Source organism: uncultured Spongiibacter sp. (assembly GCF_964011655.1).
Taxonomy (GTDB): domain Bacteria; phylum Pseudomonadota; class Gammaproteobacteria; order Pseudomonadales; family Spongiibacteraceae; genus Spongiibacter; species Spongiibacter marinus.
This window is the reverse complement of sequence record NZ_CAXGPO010000001.1, coordinates 253,894-273,029: the sequence shown is the minus strand read 5'-3', so window position 1 is coordinate 273,029 and position 19,136 is coordinate 253,894. Positions and strand designations below refer to the sequence as shown.

The window sequence follows — 19,136 nt, the reverse complement described above, 5'->3', positions numbered from 1 at the left end:
GACCACCGCTATGATCAGCGGCGCGCCGATGAGTGAGGTACCGCTGATATAGCCTCCGGCCATTAGAAACACCGCATCGACCAGGCGGTTGTTGCTGCGAAATGGCTTATTAAAGATATAACTCAGTGAATACAGCATCACGATACTAAAAATAATACCGCTGAGTACGCCGCTGGGCAGGGTAATCAAACCGAACACGCCGAGTAATTTGGGGCCGATCATCACCGCCAGCGCCTTCCATAAATACTGCCAGTCCACCGTGCTCTGAGCGCCGCTGCCCCCGAGGCGCCGACGATTATTCAGGGCGATGGTTAACGATGAAAACACCAGTAAGTGAACGGAGATCAGCGGCAGGTAAACGAGCGGTGCGTTGTGTACCAGCAACAGAAAGGGCAGCGAGAGCACGGCGCCACCGAAGCCAAGGCCGGAGCGAACAAAGCCACTCCAGACAAAAATCAGCCCAATCAGGATATATTGCAGGGGTGCGAGTTCGGTCATTCCAGCTCTTTAAATTACGGCGCAGCGCAAGGGTGTGACGGCGCATGATACCGGCTGCAGAGCCTACTCGGCCAGCGCAGGATTAGCGCAGTGCGGCAACAAGCGAGCTAAATGGCGCCGGTCGAGCAATGTGGTAACCCTGGACTTCGTCGCAGTGATACTCCGCGAGAACAGCCAGTTGCTCGGCGCTCTCCACGCCTTCGGCAACAACCTTAATACCCAGTGCATGGGCCATTTCAATAATGACCTTGATCACGGCTCGGTGTTTATCCTGAGTCAGGTCAGAGACAAAACTGCGATCGATTTTCAGCGTGTGTATGGGCAGTGTTGCCAAGTACTGCAGCGACGAGTAGCCCGTGCCAAAGTCGTCAAGGGCAACATTGACACCGAGGCTGGCGAGGGTTGCCAGCGTATCGTTAACCACCGAAGGCTCCAGCATCATCACGCTCTCGGTAATTTCTAACTCCAGGCGTCGATTGCTCGGCAGTTCGGCGACGGCATCGCGAAGGCTTGCCAGTAAGCGCGGGCTGGTAAATTGCGCCATCGATACGTTCACGGCAATGCAAAACGGCGCATCCCCGGGGATTTCAGCCAGGTGCCTGGCGGCTTGTTGGATCACCCAGTCGCCAAGGTCATTGATCACCTCGCTCTGTTCTGCAATGGCGATAAACTCGTCGGGCGGTATGGCCCCAAGCTCGGGATGCTGCCAGCGCAACAGCGCCTCAGCGCCGTTGATTGCGCCGTCGCGCAGTTGCTTCTTAGGCTGAAAGTGAAGCGTTAGTTGCTCGTATAGCGCGGCGCTTTGCAGTGCCGAGCGCAGACTGACATCGCGCTGCAGCCGGTCCCACAATTCGGGGTGATACTGGTTGATCTGGCTGTGTGGGTTGCGCACGGCAGCCGCCAGTTGTGCATGACGCAGGGCTTCTTCGGGCGTACCCGCTAATTCCGCCAGGCCGATGCCGATATCGAGGGCGATAAGGTGCTCTCCCCAGCTCATTTGTGCGCCGATCTGGCGAAGCAGGTGTCGGCTGCGTTTTTGCCAGAGTGTCGAGTCGGCAACGGCCAGCGGTAGAAAGAATTCGTTTTCGCCAACACGGCCAGTGAGCTTTTGCTGTTCGCTGACATAGCGCAGGCTGTTGGCGCAGTGTTGTAACACCGCATCGCCAGCGCGATTGCCAAAAGCATCGCAGATCGCGCGATAGTTGTGCAGCCGGCAAATAAGCGCGCCGCGCGTTTCTCCCGCTGTGCTTGCCAGGGCGGTAATGCAGGCTTCGCGGTTTAGCAGGCCGGTAAGTGGGTCGCGCTTTACCGCATCCAAGTGCTGTTGAGCCTCAGTGTGGCCGCGACACAACAGGCTGAGGGTGCCCATTAGTAGCAGCCCCGCCACAAACCATAGTTGCCATGCAAAGTCCTGCCGCTCGGCCAGAAGCGCCAAAAACGGCAGGCCAAGCATCACTACATCCAGGCAAAACAGCGGGTAAAAACGCGCCAGCATGGGCATCGACATGGACAGAATCACAAACAAAAGCAGCATCACTAAAATTTGCTGCCACAGCGTTAAATGGTCGGCAAACGTCAAAAACAGGCAGCCCCAGGTCAGGTGTCCCAGGGCGCTAAGTGCCCCGTAAGGCACCAGCCAGTTTTTTACCGTGTTCGTGCAGCCATAGTGGCGGAATAATAGTGGAACAAGGGTGAGTCCGCCCTGTATACACAGCAGGGTACTCAACCAGCTGGTAATGAAATAGCGAGGAAGTTCCTGGCTCAGCAGGATCATCAATGCGGTGGCGCCTGTTGCCGCCAGAATATGGATATAGCGCACATCCCGTAACAGGCGTGCGGCGGCTGCGTCGGAGTAGTAGTGGTTGAAAAAGCCGCGAAGGGCCATGGGTAAGCTCCGTAGTGCTGCTGCGGGTCTGCGCTAATTGCCTTTACTGTATTGTAGGAACAAGGTGCTGAACTGTCATAATGATTTTACCGGGCTGTGAACTCTTGCCCATTGTCGCGACTGGTTTAGACTAGGGCGTTTGAGCCAAAGACAGTGAGAGATTATGCGTGTAGCTGAAGCCGTAAAAGCCCGACGTTCCATTCGGGGCTTTAAGCCCGACCCGGTGCCTGAAGAACTGTTGCGTGAAATTTTGGATATTGCCCGCCACGCCCCCTCAAACTGCAATACCCAGCCCTGGCATATCACGGTGGTGAGTGGTGAGGCGCGCAACAAGCTGGAAGATGCCATTGTCACAGAAATTCTCAGTGGCAAGGCACCCTCGCCCGCCTTTAAACCCGGCGACGCCGATCTAGACGGCGTGTATAAAGAGCGGCAATTCGACTGCGCGATGACCTACTACGGCACCATGGGCATTGAGCGCCACGAAAAAGACAAGCGTCAGGCCCTAATGTTGAAGAACTGGCAGTTTTTCGGCGCCCCGCATGTCGCATTTATTTCTATGCCCACCGGCATGGGTTCGGTCAACGCCATCGATATTGGCATATACCTGCAGACGCTAATGTTACTGCTCGTCGATTACGGCCTGGCCAGCATCCCCCAGGGCGCGCTTGCCTTTTTCCCCGATCCGGTCAAAGAGATCGCCAACCTGCCTGAAGGGCACGGCATTATCTGCGGCTTGTCTTTCGGCTACGAGCAGCCCGGTGAGCAAATCAATAAGGTGATCATGGATCGCGCGCCGCTGGAGGATGTCGCCACGCTGATTTCCTAGCGCTCGGGGTCGTCAATGCCTTTTGGGTTGGGCCCGAAGGCATTGTCGCCGGGCTGGCTGTCGAGCACGGTAAACACCAGCATAATCAGGGGGCCCAACAACGGAATGAAGATCACAAGCAGCCACCACGCGCTGCGGCCGATATCGTGCAGGCGGCGCGCAGCGTAGCCGATCGATGGCAACAACACCGCCAAGCCGTACAAGCCGCTAAACAGCCCGGCGCCAATTTCGGCATTGCCCAGGCCCAAAGCGCTGTCGATTATGCTTAGCGCCATGCTGATCAATATATTGAACAGCACAAAAAACCAATATTCGCGCCGCCGTGAGCGACCGCTAAAGTCGGCGTAATGTCGCCATGCGTTTATATAGCAGTCGAAGGGGCTGCGAAGGTTGGCGCTTTGTGGTTCCATTGTTGTCTCCCTGACAAGGCTGTTAGCGATTCGCGATCAGTCCAATTGTGCAACGATCTGTGTTCGCTTTCCTAGCCTTGTATGCGGCTCGTCAGCCCTAGAAAGTTTCCGCGACCAGCTGCTGAGTTACCTCTGAAGCGGACGTAACGCGACAGTCTTGCAGAGCGGTTCCGGCCCATAGCGGCGAAAAGTCGTCTCTGTTTTGCGCTTCTGCTGCCGCGCGTAGCGGCGCAAGCAGGCCGCTGCAAAGTGGGAAGGCGGGCAGGTCGTCGCGAAGTGCCCCCAGGGTTTGCATGAGCTGGTTGCTCAGTCCGCGTGCTGGTCGTCCGGAGAGTAAATTTGTCAGCTGGGTTGCCTCAGCTGTGGAGGCATCGGCTGTCGATGTTATGGCGTGGCGGTGGACCGCAGAGGTTTTTGCCTCCGGGCACAACAAATAGGCGGTGCCAGCCTGTACGGCATTGGCGCCCGAGGCAATGGCGAGGCGAACCGCAGAGGCGGTGCTAAGGCCGCCAGCCGCAATAAGTGGCAGCGAAATTTTATCTCGGCAAGCTTCCAACAGCTTCAGTGTGGGCATCTGCCCCGTCAGGTCGCCGCGCAGGAAATGACCGCGGTGCCCTCCTGCCTCCAGTCCCTGCAAGATAATGGCGTCCACCCCTTCACTCTGCAGATGTACTGCCTCATCGACGGTGCAGGCGGTTGAAATAACGGCGCTGCCCCAGCTTTTTATTTGGCGCAGCAAAGCGGCTTTCGGCAATCCGAAGTGGAAGCTCACTACCGGTGGCCGATACGCGGCCAGCAACTCTGCCTGCGCTGCACTGTAGGGTTGGCGGCTGGCAGGTGTCATTGGGTCGGGTGGGGCGATTCCCCACGCTTCGTAAAAAGGTTGCAATAGCTGCTGCCAGTGCTGGAGTTTCTCGGCATTGCGAGTGAGCTCGGCTGCTGCTGCATCGTGGCAAAAGAAATTGAGGTTATAGCTCTCCAAGCTCCGCAATGCCTGGAGTTCCTGCTCCAGCTTATCGAGGCTTAGCATGGCACAGGGCAGCGAACCCAGCCCGCCGGCACGGCCGACGGCCAGCGCGAGTTCACTGTCTTGCGAACCCGCCATCGGTGCTTGAATCACTGCGTGGCGAAAACGCGCATTACCTAGCTGGAACATAAACTCTCCTGTTGGTTGGCGCTCGGGTATTACGCCTGACGGGTACTGTGCAGCATGGGGTGTTCGAGCTTGATTGAAAACCGGTTTCGCCCACGTTTTTTAGGACTTGCTTGTCAATGAGTAGGCCATCGGCTATAAATATTTAGTGCGCTGCTAAATATTGCCCCTGTGTGATTTTAGTGCGCAAGCGGTTGTCGACGGAAGGGAAGCCAGAGAACAGCCACGTTACACGCCCTCATATAAATCAAGGACGAGTCCTATGACGCATCCGCGTTTTCAGCCTCAACACAGAGTATCGCTAGTTTGGCGTCGCGATGCTGTGGCTGTCTGTACCGACCGTCCACATGTTGTACTGGAGAATAGCAATGAATAAGAATTGGATTCTGGCTTCCGCCATCACCGCCACTCTAGCCGCCTGTGGCGGCGGTGGTAGCAGCAGTGGAGGTGGTAGCAGCTCGCCGGGCACTGTCAGCGGTGGTGCGTCTAAAGGTATTGTTATCGGTGGTGTGGTTAACGCCTACGCCATTGCCGACGATGGCTCGGTAGACAAAAGCAGCAGCGTTGCTGAACCGGCCACAACGGCGGACGATGGCAGCTATTCTCTGACCCTTAATCGCAATTACCAGGGCGGCGCTCTGCTGATAGAAATTACGGCAGAAGATGGCACCACCATGCGCTGTGACTTGGCGGTATGCCAGCGTGACAGCCAAGGCACGCCAACGGTTAGCTTCGGCGATGATTACCCATTGGCGGCCGACTTTAGCATGCAGGCCATGCTGCCCTCTGCCTCGGGTACCGTGTCAGCCAGCATCACTCCTCTCACCAGCGCCGCGGCCGCACTTGGTTTGCAGAAAGTCGCCGCTGGTGCACGTGCAGGAGACGCAGCCATTGCAGCCAATGCCCAGGTGGCCAATAAACTTGGTCTGGCTAGCAGCGACTTGCTGAGTCAGCCAATTGTCGACATTACCAATGCCGAGTCACTGAATGCGGCGGGCAAAGAGGCGCTGGAATACAACGTGAAAGCCGCAGCGGCCATTGCCGCCGCGCTGGCAGACGGGCGCATTGAAGACGCCCTCACGGCATTTGCCAATCAGTATAAGTCGACGGGGATGGCCGACAAAGAGGACGGCGACCCCTCTGTTTCTGTGGAAGAGCTGCTCGAAGCTGCTCAGGAATTGATGGATAAAGTCGCCGAGGTCGACGGGGCAGACAATGAAGATATTGATGCACTAGCCACTGAGATTGATGTTGAAGAGGGCGATGCGGAAACCAACGGTTCGACGACACCCAGTCAGGGTGATGTGCCTGATGATGTCGGCTCGCAGGGCTTGCAGGCGAGCAAGGCCTTCGTTAAGCAGCTGCGCAATGTTGGCACGGCCGCCTTCCTAGAACCAGAGGGTGAAGACGGCGAGGCCTTGACTGGTTTTGCCAAGCAAGTGGGTATGGCCAGCGATGTGTTGTCCACTGACGCCTCTGCCGTTGTGGAAGCGGCGGCGATGGGATTGAACGCCATTTCCTATGCCTTTGAGGCGGTGCAGGATGCCAAGGCGGATGAAGAACCGCTGCCCGAAAGTTTCGAGCAAGAGGGTGTCACCGTCGCCATTGCACAAGTGGAAGGCGGTATTCGCTACAGCATCGATCAAACCATTAACGGTGCGGCGGTTGTATTGACGGCGCTGGATGATTCGGAGATCGATGAGCAAAGTACCGAGAACTCCGAGTTCACCCCTGCTGAGCAAGAGCAGGCTGGCGAAATGAAAACCGCGCGTGCGGTGGCCATTGAAGGCCCGCAGAATGGCACCACGGAAACCACCGAATCTGGCACGTCGGAAATTACGGCGGATATGCAGCTTAGCGGCTCAGCCAGCACGGATACCGTGACCTTTACCATCGCCGAAGGCTCGCTTTTTGAAGGCAGCCTGGTCGGGGGGTGGAGCGGCAGCGAAACCGACACTCAGTCAGCAAACGGCTACCAGTATGACGGCCAATATACCGACGAATTCACCGTTACCAATTTGCGCGCCATTATCAATGGCAGTTTGGAAACAGCGCTGGAAGGCGAGCAGACGGTGACGTTCAGCGGCGGCTTGGAGCTTGGCGTTGAGCGTTTCGACTCTGACTACTCTGAGGAGTGGGGAGACCAGTCCAATTGGCAAGAGGCAAGCGGTAGCGGCTACGACAATAGCCAAAGCACGGTAATGGTTGATGGCTTTGAACTCACCCTGTCGGGTTCCATTGCCAACAACGACGGTGATGCCTTCAACGCCAGCCTGGCTCTGCAAGCTGACGGTATCCACGAGGTTTGCACAGACGAGTATAGCTACTCCTATTCGATGGATGAGCCCTACCAGTGGGATGCCAGCTACGATTGCAGCTTGCAGGAAAGCGCTGAGCAATACGCCAGTGCCGCCATTGCAGTCAGCTTTGATATCGCGCTGGACGGCGTAGCCGACTTTGTGAAGCTCACAGCGACGGGAACCCGCACCGGCCTTGAAGAAGCTGATCTGGATGTTGAGCTTGCCTACAGTGGCAATACGCTGACAATTGCCCACACCGCAGACCTCTCCGAGGATGCGCCTGAGGGTGGCAGCGTTACCGTTAGCAACCACAACGATGTGGTTATGACCCTGACGGAAGATGCCGACGGCGAACTGAGCGGTACCATCGAGCAGGACGGCGTAAAATATGCCGACATAGATGAAGACGCCGGCGCGCCAGTTATCACCTATACTGATGGCGAGTTTGAATCGTTCTAAGTAAGCGCGTTAAATAAACGTAAACAGGGAGGCCTAGCCTCCCTTTTCTATTTCTTACACAGAGCGTTTACCGTGAAAGCGCAAACCCATACACGTACATACTCAGTAATCGTATTGCTGGCAGGGCTACTTAGCATGCCGCTCAGCCATGCCGAAAATGCTTTTTATTTCCAGGCAGAATCCGATGCCTATAGCGAAATCGCGCCGATAAAGCAGCTATTAGATGACCTAAACGGTCCGCGCTTCAGTCGAGGCGATCTCGCCTTCACTCACAATAAATTTGAAGTCGGCGAACGCGACGGCAACTGGGAAGTGAGCGCCTTTTATCGCTACGACTACTTCCTGGAATTCAGCAATGACACCGCAGAAGTCGCCTATGCTGATAAAAACGACAAAGAACTGGATAAGCAGCGCAACTATCACCTGTATATCGAGCCCAACCACTTGCGCGCTAAGGGCTTAGGGCTTGGCTATTATTTTTCGCTACCGGGTAAGGCCAAACTGAAACTGCGGGCCAACTACCTCCGTGCGGAAGAGCTGACCGATGGCACGCTGAGTGGCCAGCTGCGCACCCTTGAAGACAAGGTCGAGGCCGATCTTGTCCTCGACTACAACTATTCCCGAGATGCCTTGCTAAAGCGCGAAGAGGAAAATGTCCGAGGCAATGGCCTCAGCCTCGACCTTGACCTTAGCTGGCCATTTGCCGAGCGATGGACGCTGGATGTGCGTGCCCGCGACCTGGTGTCAGAGATCCGTTGGCGAGATGTTACCTACACGCGAGCAACAGCCATAAGCGATACCGTAAGCTACGACGATCAGGGCTTTATCGACGTAAAGCCGACGGTGTCGGGGATTGAGTCCTATCGCGACCACAGTCAGACCCTGCCCCGCCGGATTGCCGCCATGCTTAGCCATCAATGGTGCGGCAGTGTGCAACTCACTGCTGGACTGCGCAGTGTCGACAAATACCTGTTCCCACAGCTTCATGCGTCTTGGGTGAGTAGCGGGACGCAGTGGCAGCTGGGGGTGGATATAGAACAGCAGGCGCTGATGTTGGGTGTAAATTATCAGGGCTTGAAATTAGACCTAAAAAGCGACGCCATCAAACCGAGTGATGCGAAAGCTTTCGGTTTAAGTTTGAGTTACACCTGGCGGCTGTAGGCGGCAGATCAACGGTTTTGTTTTGCCTGCTGCCCTGACCGCGATTCGCGGCGTTTACTCGCCTTAATTCGTCGTACATTCTTAAGCCGTCGTCAGCCAAACAAAAAGCCCCGCGAAAGCGGGGCTTGTTAGTTTTACGCTGGCAGGTTGGTGTAACCCAGTTCGTGGAAGGTTTGTAGCAGCTCGCGGTGTCCGAATGCCCCTGTGGCGCTTTGGAAACCGGCGGCTTTGAGTTGGCCGTTGAGCAGGCGTTGGGCGGCCTCGGCGCAGATTTCACCAGTAAAGGTATACGGAGCGTTCAGCGACAGCGGGAACACCGTCGTCACTTGTCGGCCCTGACCAATACAGGTGATCACGGTGCGGTGCAGGTCGCGATCGTCTTTGGGTGGCTCGGCAGGGGTCATTTCATCGCCGTAGCGGTTGGTGAGCTCTTCCTTCTCTTCCTGACTCATGCCCTTGGATTCTTCGTTGAAGCGATGGATAACCGCAACGACGTTTTCGATGATTTCATCACCGAAAGCGGTCAGTACGCGACAGTTGCGCACGCGGTCGTCGTGCTCGTACCAAGCGGGCTCACAGCCGCCGCTCCAGGGCAGGGCCAGCACCGGCTGCGACAGGTGGGGAACGCAAACAGTGAAGTGACGGTCGCCCTGCCACTCAACCATTTCGCCCTCTTTAATCATGTACTGCGGGTTGTTTACCATGCGCAGGAAGGATTTGGTTGAGGCCTGCGAAGGCAGCGCGTTATTGATCTGGTAGGTAATGTCGAGAGTGTCGACGCCTTCGGTTTCCAGTACAACTTCAGCGGCCAGGGCACCCGCTGCCCACATGTAGGAGTTGGCGGGGTTGAGCAACAGGTTTTTGTCGGCGAAAGCCTTGCCGTATTTGTCGCGAACGGCGATCACGAAGTCTTGCTCGCCAGTGGTGTCCAGGTAGTGGCAGTTGTTTTCCAGGCAGGCTTCAACCACCGGCCATGCCAGCTGCATGAAGGGGCCGGCAACATTGATAACCACTTCCACTTTTGCAAACAGTGGCGCCAATTCGGCTTTGTCGTTGCTGGCGCGAACGATGGTGGCGGGGGCTTTGTGGCCCAGTCGCTCCTCCACGATGGCGAGGGCGTCTTCGAGTTTTTGCTGGTTGCGACCAACAAAGTAGAAGGGCAGGTTGCGCTGCGCCAGGCACTCGGCCACGAGTTTGCCGGTGTAACCGCTTGCGCCATAGATGAGAATTTTGGGTGCTTCTGACATGGTCTTGCTCCTGTAATTTTTGTTTTTCAGTGAGTACTTGGCCACGCCGCCTGAGCGGCGATTTGCGTCGCTAATTACGTTAATTAAGTGATGCTCTCGTCTGAATGCGAAATGAGGACAGCTATTTGCGAAATGAGGACAGCGATGCTAGCGTGAGCAAAAAATCGGTGACCCATGAAGCCCAAATACCACTCTGCCAAAACCATTCTTGCGCCATTGATGAAGCTGCGCAGCGAGGGCATTTCTGTCGCGCAGTCGCTCACGGCCACAGGTTTGTCGCTGTCGATCCTGGAGCGTCCGGAACAGCATGTTAACCTCAGTCAGGAGCTGACCTTCCTGCGCAACCTGCGCCGGGTGAGCGGTGACCCCGGTATTGGTTTGTATGTGGGCAGTTGCTATCCACTGAGCGTATTCGGCTTGTATGGCTACGCGTTGATGAGTGCCTCGACAATGCGCGAGGCGCTGAAGTTGGCCTACCACTTTGTGGAGCTGAGTTTTGCCTTTTACGAGCACCACATGCGCGTTGAAGACGGCTTTGTGGTGATGGCAATGGCCGCCGATGATTACCACGTCGAAGATCTACCCATGCTCAGCGAGCGGGAAATGACCGCCACTTTCATGATTTTGCGCGGCTTGCTGGGCGATGACTTCCACCCCGCTGAGGTGTGTTTTCGCCACGCCCGGCAGGTGGAGTTGAGCCGTTACAGGGATGTGTTTGGCGTGGCTCCCACGTTTGGCGCAACAGAGAACGCCATGCGCTTCTCCCTCGATGTATTGGAAACACCGTTGTTGCAGTGCGACAGCGATACCGCGGCGCTGTGCATCGACCGCTGCGAGCGCATCAAGGCGCGCCTGTCAGAAGAGCACAATATTGTTGATGAAGTGAGGGAAATGCTGTTGCTCAGGCCGGGTTACTTTCCCGGTATTGAGGCGGTGGCGGAAAAGTTAAATATCTCGGGGCGCACACTGCGGCGCCGCTTGCGGGCCAGTGGTAGCGGCTATCAAAAAATTGTTGATGACCTGCGCTATGAGCTAGCGCGGGAGTATTTACAGGGCACGGCAATGTCGATTGAGCAGGTGGCATCGCTGCTGGGCTATAGCGATGCCGCTCACTTTTGCCATGCCTTTCGACGCTGGTCGGGCTGTCCGCCCTCTCAGTTTCGCGGCGCGCCCGCCGCCTGACGGCGCTCGCCGGGGTTAACGCCGGTCCAGCGTTTGTAAGCGTGACAAAAGCTGGATGAGTCGGCATAGCCGAGGCGCACGGCAATTTCTTCCAGCGTAAATGAGGTGGTTTGCAGGTACTCCACCGCCAGATTTTTGCGCACGTCTTCCAGAATGGTTTTGTAGCTGCTGTCTTCCTGGCTAAGCTTGCGCTGCACCGTGCGAGCGGTCATGCCTAAGCGATCGGCGATGGTTTCCAGTGTAAAAATTTCCCGCGGTGATGACAGGATTTGATTGCGCACCACGTCCGAGAAGGTGTAATTCTTGGCCAGTTGTTCGCATATCTTTTCGCACTGGCTGTCGTAAATGCGGGCAGTTTCTGGTTCGGCCTGCAGCAATTCTTGGTACAGCAGCGCGCTGTCGAAGACATAGCAGTTTTCGGCAGCTTCGAAATACACCGGGCAGTTGAAATAGCGTCGGTACTCTTCTGCGTAGCTGGGTTCCGGCTGGCGTAAATGCACCTCGTGTACGGGAATGGGCTGGCCGAGGGCTTCCTTAAAAATAATATGCGAGGCGACTAGGCCGCGATCAATCATGTATTGGTGGCTGTCACCGAGGTCGCGCAGTGGTTCCAAACTGATATAGGCGCGGTCGTCGCGAATGGTGGTTATCCATTGCATATAGGTCCACGTCATCAGAATATTTTTATACAGCACCTGCATACCCTGAAGCAGATTCTCGCTGGTCATCACCGCCAGCCCCAATAAGCCATACGCCGACAGGTGATAGCGGCTGCCCACCACCAGCCCCAGCTCGGGCTTATCCAGTGCGCGAATCACCTCGGAGGTAAAGCTCAATTCCTGCTGTGGGGTAAGTTGATAGGTGGGGCTGTCCAAGGCTTCGGGTGGAATATTGGCTTTATCCAGCACCAGCAACGGGTCGGCACCATGCTCCTTGAGCAGGGTAATCAGGGGGTTTAGACCGTAGCCAAGATGTCTGGCCGGCGGCACTGATAAAGAAGATCGAATCTCCATGAACACGTCACGCGCTGAAAATTGCTGTCGTAAATTAACAACCAGATTGTCTGCTGTAAACATCTAACTTTGCCGGGGCGCTGGCTACTATCCTCACATCGATATCGCTTACACATAACAAACATAACGAAGTAGAGGAAATGTCATGAACGATACCGCTCTTGCCACAGGCCCTGTGGATGTTGACTACCGCAACTTAGAAGCCCCTCTGTACCGCTGGCCCGCTACCCCCAAAAGCAAGCTGACCATCTCAGGTGCCGAGGCGAGTTTGCCCGAGCATATTGCTGAATTCCAACAAACCCTGCGCGACTTTGCGATTAACGTGGTGCGCCCCATTGGTATTGAACTGGATAAGCTGAGCCCGGAAGAGGTGATTGCCAAGGATTCGCGCTTTTGGGAATTCCGTGAGAAGTACTTGGAGTTGGGCGTAACGATTGAAGCCTTGTCAGAGATGCCGCCGCGCGAGGCCGCCCTGCTGTTTAGCATACTGTTTGAAGAGCTGGGCTATGGCGACGCCGGTCTGGCGATTTCTGTGGGTGCCGGTATTTTGCCGCAGTGGTTGTCTGCCAAATTTGGTCGCGCTGACCTACTGGAAGAATTCCCCGACGCGATGCTTGGCTGCTGGGGTATCACCGAGCCCGACCACGGTTCAGATATGCTCGACCCCAACGGCGCTGCCGCTCAGCCGGGTGGCAAGTACGGCCGCCCGAATCTGGTTGCCGATTTGACCGGCGACGACATTATTCTGAACGGCCAGAAAGCGGCGTGGGTTTCCAACGGCGTGATCGCCGACGTTTGTATTCTGTACTGTGCGGCCGACAGCGGTAATGGTGTTGATCCGCACAATGGCTGCGTGCTGGTTTTCCCGATGAACCTGCCGGGCATCTCTCGCGGCAAGCCGCTGGATAAAATGGGACAGCGGGCGCTGAACCAGGGTGAAATCTTCTTCGACAATGTTCGGCTGCCGCGCAAATATCTGCTGGCTGGTCCTGAAGATTACCAGCGCGCGGTGTACTGCATTCACGCTGAAGCCAACGCACTGATGGGGGCTACCTTCACCGGCTTGGCGCAGGCAGCCGCGGACATGGCGCTGGACTACGCTCACGAACGCGTTGCCGGTGGCACGCAGATTATTCATCACCAATCGGTGAAAAGCCGCCTCTTCCATATGTTCCGCAAGGTGGAGACCTCGCGCGCAGTGACGCGTCGTGCCCTCGACTACAACAACGACCCGGCAACGGCGATCCCCTCGCTGTGTTCAGCCATGTTCTCGAAAACCACCGGCACGCAACAGGCCTTCGAAGTGTGCAGCGATGCGCTGCAAATATTCGGCGGCAATGGCCTGACTCGCGAGTACCCGATGGAAAAAATGCTCCGCGATGCCCGCGCATCAATGATTGAAGACGGCTGCAACGAAGTGCTCGCTATTAAGGGCGGCAGCTACTTGATCGACGAAGAAAAACTGGGCAACTAAGCCGGAGAACCCCGTGGAACAAAAAGCCTATATTGCGGGCGTCGGCATGACGCCCTTTGGGAATGCTATTGACCAGAGTTTGAGTCAGCTCGCCGGCGCTGCTATTCAGCAGGCGCTGCGCGATGCTGATGTGGAAGCCTCTGAGTTGAACGCCGCCTACATGGGAAATGGCGCGGCGGCGGTCATTACCGGCCAAGTCTGTGTGCCAGGCCAAGTGGTGCTGCGCAACATGGGTATTGGGCGCATACCTGTTATCAATGTCGAAAATGCCTGCGCCACCTCGGCAACGGCCTTTCAGCAAGCCGCCACGATGATCAGCCTCGGCGTCTACGATGTGGTGTTGGTGTGTGGCTACGAAAAGCTTTATCACCAAGATAAAGAAAAAACCTTTTCGGTATTTACCGGCGCGGTGGATATCGACCAGATGGACAGTATTCGAGAAGGCCTGCAAGCCCGCAATGCCGCCATCGGCATGGACCTGGATATGAGCCAGGCCGGTATCAGTCGATCGCTGTTTATCGATATTTACGCCACCTGGGCGCGTGAACATATGCACCAGTATGGCACCACCCGTGAACAACTGGCGGCGGTGTCGGCGAAGAACTCCATTCACGGCAGCCTCAACCCGCTCTCCCAATTTCGCCACCGTATTACCGCCGAAGACGTCTTGTCGGCGCGTGCGATTGTCGACCCATTGACCCTGCCAATGTGCGCGCCCATTGGCGACGGCGCGGCGGCGCTGGTCATGGTGAGTGAAAAGAAAGCGCGAGAGCTGGGTATGTCGCGCTGCGTGCGCGTACGCGCCTCTTCTCTGCACAGTGGTTGGGACCGCGTTGACGACGAGCCGGAAATGGTGCCGCAGGCCGCGGAAGCCATTTACCAGCAAGCGGGCATCGGCGCCGACGATGTCGACTGCGTCGAGCTGCACGATGCTTCGGCGATCTCTGAAATTAAATACTACGAATACCTCGGCCTGTGTGCAGAAGGCGAAGGCGGCGACTTTGTCGCTCGCGGTGAATCCACGCTGGGCGGCCGCGTGCCGGTGAATACCTCGGGTGGACTAATGCGCAAGGGTCACCCGATTGGCGCCACTGGTGCCGCCCAAATCGTCGAGTTGGTAACACAGCTGCGCGGCGAGGCGGGAGACCGACAAGTTCACGGCGCGAAGCATGCTCTGGCTGAAAACGGCGGCGGCTTCATTGGCAGCGACGCTGCTGCGCTGGTGTTAAGCATTTTGTCCAAAGAATAAGACTGTTGGGGGACACCATGAAAGATCAACGAATATTCGCCAATTTAATTGAGGCGAAAATGCAGCAACAGCCCGATCTGGACGTGCTGACATTTGTAAACATTAAACCCTGTGGTGGCTTTGAAGATGAAAAGCGAAGCTACCGCGATTTGTGGGAACAAGGTCAGCGAGTCAACCAGGCCTTGTTGGAGCAGAACATGGAGCGCGGCAGTAGCTTTGCTTTAGTGATGCAGAACCACCCGGAATTTATCGACTGCATGGTTGGCAGCTCGCTGGCGGGCACGGTATACGTGCCGATTGATCCGCGTACCGGCGGCGACCGTTTGCGCTATATGCTGAGCTGGGCCGAGTGCTCGGGCGTGGTTTGTGCAGACTACTGCTTTAACAGCGTCTACCAGGTGTGTAAGGACATGCCGCAGATCCGCTGGATCTGGGTGATGGACACCGGCGAGAAGGTTAGCCTGCAATCGGCTGACGAGCGCGTGGCACGATACAGTGACGTGATTTCCGGTCCCTATGAAGAGCGCGCCTGTCGGGTAGAGAGTGCCGACGAGGTTATGCAAATGCTGTATACCTCTGGCACCACCGGCGACCCAAAAGCGATACGCGCGCCCTATACACGCTTTGATAATGTGGCATCAATTGGGCCCGCGATCGGTTTGCAAAGTGAGGACCGCCCCTACACCGGCCTGTCGCTAACCCACGCTAACGCGCAACTGGTTACCCTGGGCAATGTGTTAAAAATGGGCCTGCGCGGGGTCATTAGCCGCAAGTTTAGTAAATCCCGTTTATGGGATATTTGCCGCCACTATGGCTGCACCATGTTTAACCTGCTCGGCGGCATGACCACGGCAATATACAGTGAGCCGCGCAAAGCCGACGATGCCGATAACCCGGTTCGCTATATTCTCAGTGCGGGTATGCCCGCCGCAATATGGGAAGATTTCAAACAGCGTTTCGACGTTGAGCTGTTCGAATTTTACGGCGCCGCCGAAGGTGGGATGACCTTTAATCCACCGGGTGGCCCGATAGGCAGTATCGGTAAGCCCCCCGCCAGCCTGATTGCCAAAGTCATCGACGAAGACGGCCGCGAATGCGCCCCGAATGAGCGCGGCGAAATTGTGTTCGAGGCGGCGCCAGGGCAACCCACATTGGCAGTAAGCTATTTTAAAAATCCAGAAGCATCGGCGAAGAAAGTACAAAACGGCGTGTTCTTTACCGGCGACATTGGTCACCGTGATGAGGACGGGTGGTTTTATTTCGACAGCCGTAAGGGTGATGAAATTCGCCGTAATGGCGAATTTATCGATACCGCAAAAATTGAAAAAACCATCGCCGAGTATCCCGATGTCGCCGATGTTTTTGTCTATGGTATTCCCGCCACCAGTGGGGTGCCCGGCGAGAAAGATGTCATTGCCGCGGTAGTGCCGGTGGATGTGTGTTTGTTCAGCCCGCAAAAACTACTCGATCACTGTCGAGCCGTGCTGGGTAGAACAGAGCTGCCGAGCTACATCCAGGTCATGTCAGAAATACCGAAAACCGCCTCGGAAAAACCGCAGGCGCGCTTCTGCTATCAGCTTTTCCAAGAGCAAAAAAATCATGTTTATGACTTCGCGTCATAGCTGGAAAACGCTGTCGTAAATTAACAGCAAAAGGGTCGGGAACAGGCATTACCGGCCTTTTAATAAGCGATTAATCTGACTGCTAATCACGTTCTCGTTGATACATTAAAAAAAATAATACGCGGGAAAATTAATGACTAATTTTCCGCGATCTTGAAGGACCGGCAAGATGAATAATATAAGAGGCCGAATTGCAATGGCGGTGCTTGAGCACCGAATAATTGCTTCGATATTGTTTCTCGCAATAACCCTGTTCTTTGCCGCCGGTTTGAAAAATGTCCGTTTAGAAACCATTTTTTCAGACCTGCTTCCCAAGGACGATCCGTTTATTCATGTTTTTAAGGACCATCCGAATTTCGGTAATCCACTGACATTCACTTTGATGGTGAAGAATAAAAACGGAGATATATACAATGCTGAAACGCTGTCGAAAGTCTGGGATCTCACTCGCGACATCGACTTGTCGCCGGGGGTGGATCACGACCAGATACTATCGATCGCATCGGCAAAAGCGCGCTACGCAGAGGCTACGCCTTTCGGTATTGACGCCCAACCTTTAATGGGTGATTCGGTACCGGCAACGCCCGAAGAAGTGCAGCAATTTAAAGACAATGTTCGCAAGTCGCCGAATGCGCGTCGATTTCTTATTTCAGAAGACGAAACCGCTACATTGGTAACCGCAACATTTATTGAGCAGCGCCTGGACTACGGTGAGGCCTTCGCTTTTGTTAAAAAGCTGGCCGATGATGCGACGGATGCGAATCACGATGTATATATGGCGGGCCAGCCCGCACTGACCGGTTGGGTCTATGAATACCAGCATCAAATGATCGGTATTTTCGCCATTACCCTGAGTGCATTGGTCATCGCCCTGGTACTGTATACGCAGAACATGGCGGGTGTTGTTACACCGATATTTGCCAGTATTGTGGCCGCGATCTGGGGCTTTGGTTTTGCCGGTTGGATGAAGATGCCGATCGAGCCATTGTTGATGATCGTGCCGCTGCTGTTGATCGCGCGTTCGTTTAGTCACTGCGTACAATTCACCGAGCGTTTCTATGAAATTTTCGATCAACTCGGCGACAAGGTAAAAGCCGCGGGTTTAACAACCAGCGTGATGATGGCGCCCTCTATTCTGGGCATTATCACCGACGCTGCGGGTATCTTCCTGATCTCTATCGCACCGATCCCGGCAATGGAACGCTTCGCGCTGTTCTGCGGTTTCTGGGCAATGATGTTAGCGCCGACTGGGGTATTTCTTGCGCCGCTGTTGCTGTCAGTGCTGCCTGAGCCGCGCAACCTTAAAAAGATTGTCAGCGATCATTCCGGTGGTTTCCACGGCAAGGTGAAAGCAGCATTAGCCAGTATTTCCCGTCTGTCCCAAGGTCGTATTGCTCCCTACACCATGATTGTTGTGATCGCGGTGGGTGTGTTCTCGCTGTACCACTCGATGCGTATTCAGATCGGTAATCCGGTGGAGGGCAGCAACCTGTTGTGGGAGGACTCTGAGTACAACGTATCGGTGGCCCAGATCAATAATCACTTCCCCGGTGTGAATACGCTCGAAGTGATCCTGGAGGCGAAGGGCGACAGCGGAAGCGATCGCGTGGCCAAACAAGCCGATGCGGTGGCAACGATGTTGCAGCTGCAATCGATTATGGAGTCGGGCGAGCACGCGCCGCGGGCGACGTTGTCTTTTGCCGATTACTTAATGGATGCCAACCGGCTGATCTCCGGTGGCCACAGCAAGTGGTTGCCGCTGGACAATAACGACCGAGCCGTTAACGCTGCGGCGTCGGCAGTACTGATGGGAACGAGCCCCAAAGCGTTCTCGAATGTCGTGGACTTTGAATTGCAAAACTCCACTGTGTCCTTTTGGTATGCCGATAACAAACAAGACACCGTCGACAACGCGCTGGCGGCCGCGCGGGCGGCCGTGGAGCAAGTGGGTGCAGACCACGACGCTTTCACTGTGCGCCTCGGCAGCGGCACTATCGCTATCCAACAGGCCATTAACCATGTGGTAGAGCGTTATCACTGGTTGATTATGGGTTTGCTCAACCTGGTCATTTTGGCGGTGTCGAGCTATGCCTATCACTCGGTGGTTGCCGGTGTGGTACTGCTGATCCCGGTTAACCTGTCCAACATGATTTTAACCACCAGCATGTCGTTCATGGGCATTGGTCTGGACATCAACTCGTTGATGGTTGCTGCCATTGGTGTCGGCGTTGGTATCGACTACGGCATCTATCTGCTCAGCCGCATCTGTGAGGAATATCACGAGTGTGAGGACTATGGCGTCGCCATTACCTCAGCGCTGACCACTACCGGTAAAGCCATCATGTTCACTGCCAGCATCATGCTGCTGGGCATTCTCCCCTGGTACTTCCTGTCCGGCCTGAAATTCCTGGCCGACATGGGCTTGCTGCTGGTGCTGGTGATGCTGATCAACATGGTGATCGCGCTGGTGGTGCTGCCGTTGTTGGTGTGGGTAATGAAGCCGAAATTCGTGTCCAGCAAAGACATTTTGGTCTTGGGCGAGGGCATGGACATTAGCAAACTTTTAGAAGAAGACGAGCGCGCAGCCGTTCAGCAACGCGCTGCAATCAGGGCCGAGGCGGTCAGCTGAGCCTGAGCTGACCGACAATCAATAA

14 protein-coding genes are annotated in these 19,136 nt (G+C 55.7%); 8 read left to right on the top strand and 6 right to left on the bottom strand.

The genetic code is table 11. From position 1 onward, the window contains the following. Both ABNS66_RS01305 and ABNS66_RS01300 read right to left on the bottom strand, forming a co-directional pair. Positions 1 to 498: TSUP family transporter (locus tag ABNS66_RS01305; protein WP_348655190.1), on the bottom strand; the 498-nt coding region annotated here is incomplete at its 3' end. Positions 499 to 580: 82 nt separating this feature from the next. Next, positions 581 to 2,383, bottom strand: coding sequence for a bifunctional diguanylate cyclase/phosphodiesterase (locus ABNS66_RS01300; RefSeq protein ID WP_286837518.1), 1,803 nt, complete (start codon positions 2,381 to 2,383; stop codon positions 581 to 583). Between the two features lie 163 nt (positions 2,384 to 2,546). Between ABNS66_RS01300 and ABNS66_RS01295 the strand changes: the two genes are divergently transcribed. Next, the gene (locus tag ABNS66_RS01295; protein ID WP_286695274.1) at positions 2,547 to 3,212 is read left to right on the top strand and encodes a nitroreductase; all 666 of its coding nucleotides are present in this window, start codon (positions 2,547 to 2,549) and stop codon (positions 3,210 to 3,212) included. Here the strand turns inward: ABNS66_RS01295 and ABNS66_RS01290 are convergent. Both ABNS66_RS01290 and ABNS66_RS01285 read right to left on the bottom strand, forming a co-directional pair. Next, complete coding sequence (locus ABNS66_RS01290) at positions 3,209 to 3,622, bottom strand: DUF805 domain-containing protein (RefSeq protein ID WP_286695273.1); 414 nt, start codon at positions 3,620 to 3,622, stop codon at positions 3,209 to 3,211. The two genes, ABNS66_RS01295 and ABNS66_RS01290, sit on opposite strands and share 4 nt — an antisense overlap. 97 nt (positions 3,623 to 3,719) lie before the next feature. Then, positions 3,720 to 4,778, bottom strand: a complete 1,059-nt coding sequence (locus ABNS66_RS01285) for a nitronate monooxygenase (protein ID WP_286837515.1) — start codon at positions 4,776 to 4,778, stop codon at positions 3,720 to 3,722. A 365-nt stretch (positions 4,779 to 5,143) separates the two neighbouring features. Here ABNS66_RS01285 and ABNS66_RS01280 point away from each other — a divergent pair, with 365 nt between their 5' ends. Next, the gene (locus ABNS66_RS01280) at positions 5,144 to 7,534 is read left to right on the top strand and encodes a hypothetical protein (RefSeq protein WP_286837513.1); all 2,391 of its coding nucleotides are present in this window, start codon (positions 5,144 to 5,146) and stop codon (positions 7,532 to 7,534) included. A 72-nt stretch (positions 7,535 to 7,606) separates the two neighbouring features. Next, on the top strand, positions 7,607 to 8,695 hold the full coding sequence (locus tag ABNS66_RS01275; protein ID WP_286837511.1) for a hypothetical protein: 1,089 nt from the start codon (positions 7,607 to 7,609) through the stop codon (positions 8,693 to 8,695). 134 nt (positions 8,696 to 8,829) lie between these two features. On the opposite strand, the gene ABNS66_RS01270 is transcribed toward ABNS66_RS01275, so the two are convergent. Beyond that, on the bottom strand, positions 8,830 to 9,942 hold the full coding sequence (locus tag ABNS66_RS01270) for a DUF5938 domain-containing protein (RefSeq protein ID WP_027873352.1): 1,113 nt from the start codon (positions 9,940 to 9,942) through the stop codon (positions 8,830 to 8,832). Positions 9,943 to 10,116: 174 nt separating this feature from the next. On the opposite strand from ABNS66_RS01270, the gene ABNS66_RS01265 reads away from it, so the two are divergent. Continuing rightward, a complete protein-coding gene (locus ABNS66_RS01265) occupies positions 10,117 to 11,124 on the top strand; it encodes an AraC family transcriptional regulator (RefSeq protein ID WP_286837509.1) in 1,008 nt (335 codons plus the stop codon). Here the strand turns inward: ABNS66_RS01265 and ABNS66_RS01260 are convergent. Next, positions 11,097 to 12,200 carry an AraC family transcriptional regulator gene (locus ABNS66_RS01260; RefSeq protein ID WP_286695268.1) on the bottom strand — a complete coding sequence of 368 codons (1,104 nt, stop codon included), beginning with the start codon at positions 12,198 to 12,200 and terminating at the stop codon, positions 11,097 to 11,099. The genes ABNS66_RS01265 and ABNS66_RS01260 overlap by 28 nt on opposite strands. An 82-nt stretch (positions 12,201 to 12,282) precedes the next feature. On the opposite strand from ABNS66_RS01260, the gene ABNS66_RS01255 reads away from it, so the two are divergent. From ABNS66_RS01255 to ABNS66_RS01240, 4 genes are all read left to right on the top strand, one after another. Beyond that, complete coding sequence (locus tag ABNS66_RS01255) at positions 12,283 to 13,611, top strand: acyl-CoA dehydrogenase family protein (RefSeq protein ID WP_084497933.1); 1,329 nt, start codon at positions 12,283 to 12,285, stop codon at positions 13,609 to 13,611. A gap of 13 nt (positions 13,612 to 13,624) precedes the next feature. Beyond that, positions 13,625 to 14,860 (top strand): thiolase family protein, encoded by a 1,236-nt coding sequence (locus ABNS66_RS01250; RefSeq protein WP_286695267.1) that lies wholly within the window; start codon positions 13,625 to 13,627, stop codon positions 14,858 to 14,860. Positions 14,861 to 14,877: 17 nt separating this feature from the next. After that, positions 14,878 to 16,482 (top strand): AMP-binding protein, encoded by a 1,605-nt coding sequence (locus ABNS66_RS01245; protein WP_286837505.1) that lies wholly within the window; start codon positions 14,878 to 14,880, stop codon positions 16,480 to 16,482. 169 nt (positions 16,483 to 16,651) lie between these two features. Continuing rightward, on the top strand, positions 16,652 to 19,111 hold the full coding sequence (locus ABNS66_RS01240) for an MMPL family transporter (RefSeq protein WP_286837504.1): 2,460 nt from the start codon (positions 16,652 to 16,654) through the stop codon (positions 19,109 to 19,111). Positions 19,112 to 19,136: the final 25 nt, after the last annotated feature.

What these genes read in the sequence shown, in the direction of transcription:
- ABNS66_RS01300 (WP_286837518.1), bottom strand. Translation starts at nt 2,383, where the DNA reads ATGGCCCTTCGCGGCTTTTTCAACCACTACTACTCCGACGCAGCCGCC.
- ABNS66_RS01295 (WP_286695274.1), top strand. Translation starts at nt 2,547, where the DNA reads ATGCGTGTAGCTGAAGCCGTAAAAGCCCGACGTTCCATTCGGGGCTTT.
- ABNS66_RS01290 (WP_286695273.1), bottom strand. Translation starts at nt 3,622, where the DNA reads ATGGAACCACAAAGCGCCAACCTTCGCAGCCCCTTCGACTGCTATATA.
- ABNS66_RS01285 (WP_286837515.1), bottom strand. Translation starts at nt 4,778, where the DNA reads ATGTTCCAGCTAGGTAATGCGCGTTTTCGCCACGCAGTGATTCAAGCA.
- ABNS66_RS01280 (WP_286837513.1), top strand. Translation starts at nt 5,144, where the DNA reads ATGAATAAGAATTGGATTCTGGCTTCCGCCATCACCGCCACTCTAGCC.
- ABNS66_RS01270 (WP_027873352.1), bottom strand. Translation starts at nt 9,942, where the DNA reads ATGTCAGAAGCACCCAAAATTCTCATCTATGGCGCAAGCGGTTACACC.
- ABNS66_RS01265 (WP_286837509.1), top strand. Translation starts at nt 10,117, where the DNA reads ATGAAGCCCAAATACCACTCTGCCAAAACCATTCTTGCGCCATTGATG.
- ABNS66_RS01260 (WP_286695268.1), bottom strand. Translation starts at nt 12,200, where the DNA reads ATGTTTACAGCAGACAATCTGGTTGTTAATTTACGACAGCAATTTTCA.
- ABNS66_RS01255 (WP_084497933.1), top strand. Translation starts at nt 12,283, where the DNA reads ATGAACGATACCGCTCTTGCCACAGGCCCTGTGGATGTTGACTACCGC.
- ABNS66_RS01245 (WP_286837505.1), top strand. Translation starts at nt 14,878, where the DNA reads ATGAAAGATCAACGAATATTCGCCAATTTAATTGAGGCGAAAATGCAG.
- ABNS66_RS01240 (WP_286837504.1), top strand. Translation starts at nt 16,652, where the DNA reads ATGAATAATATAAGAGGCCGAATTGCAATGGCGGTGCTTGAGCACCGA.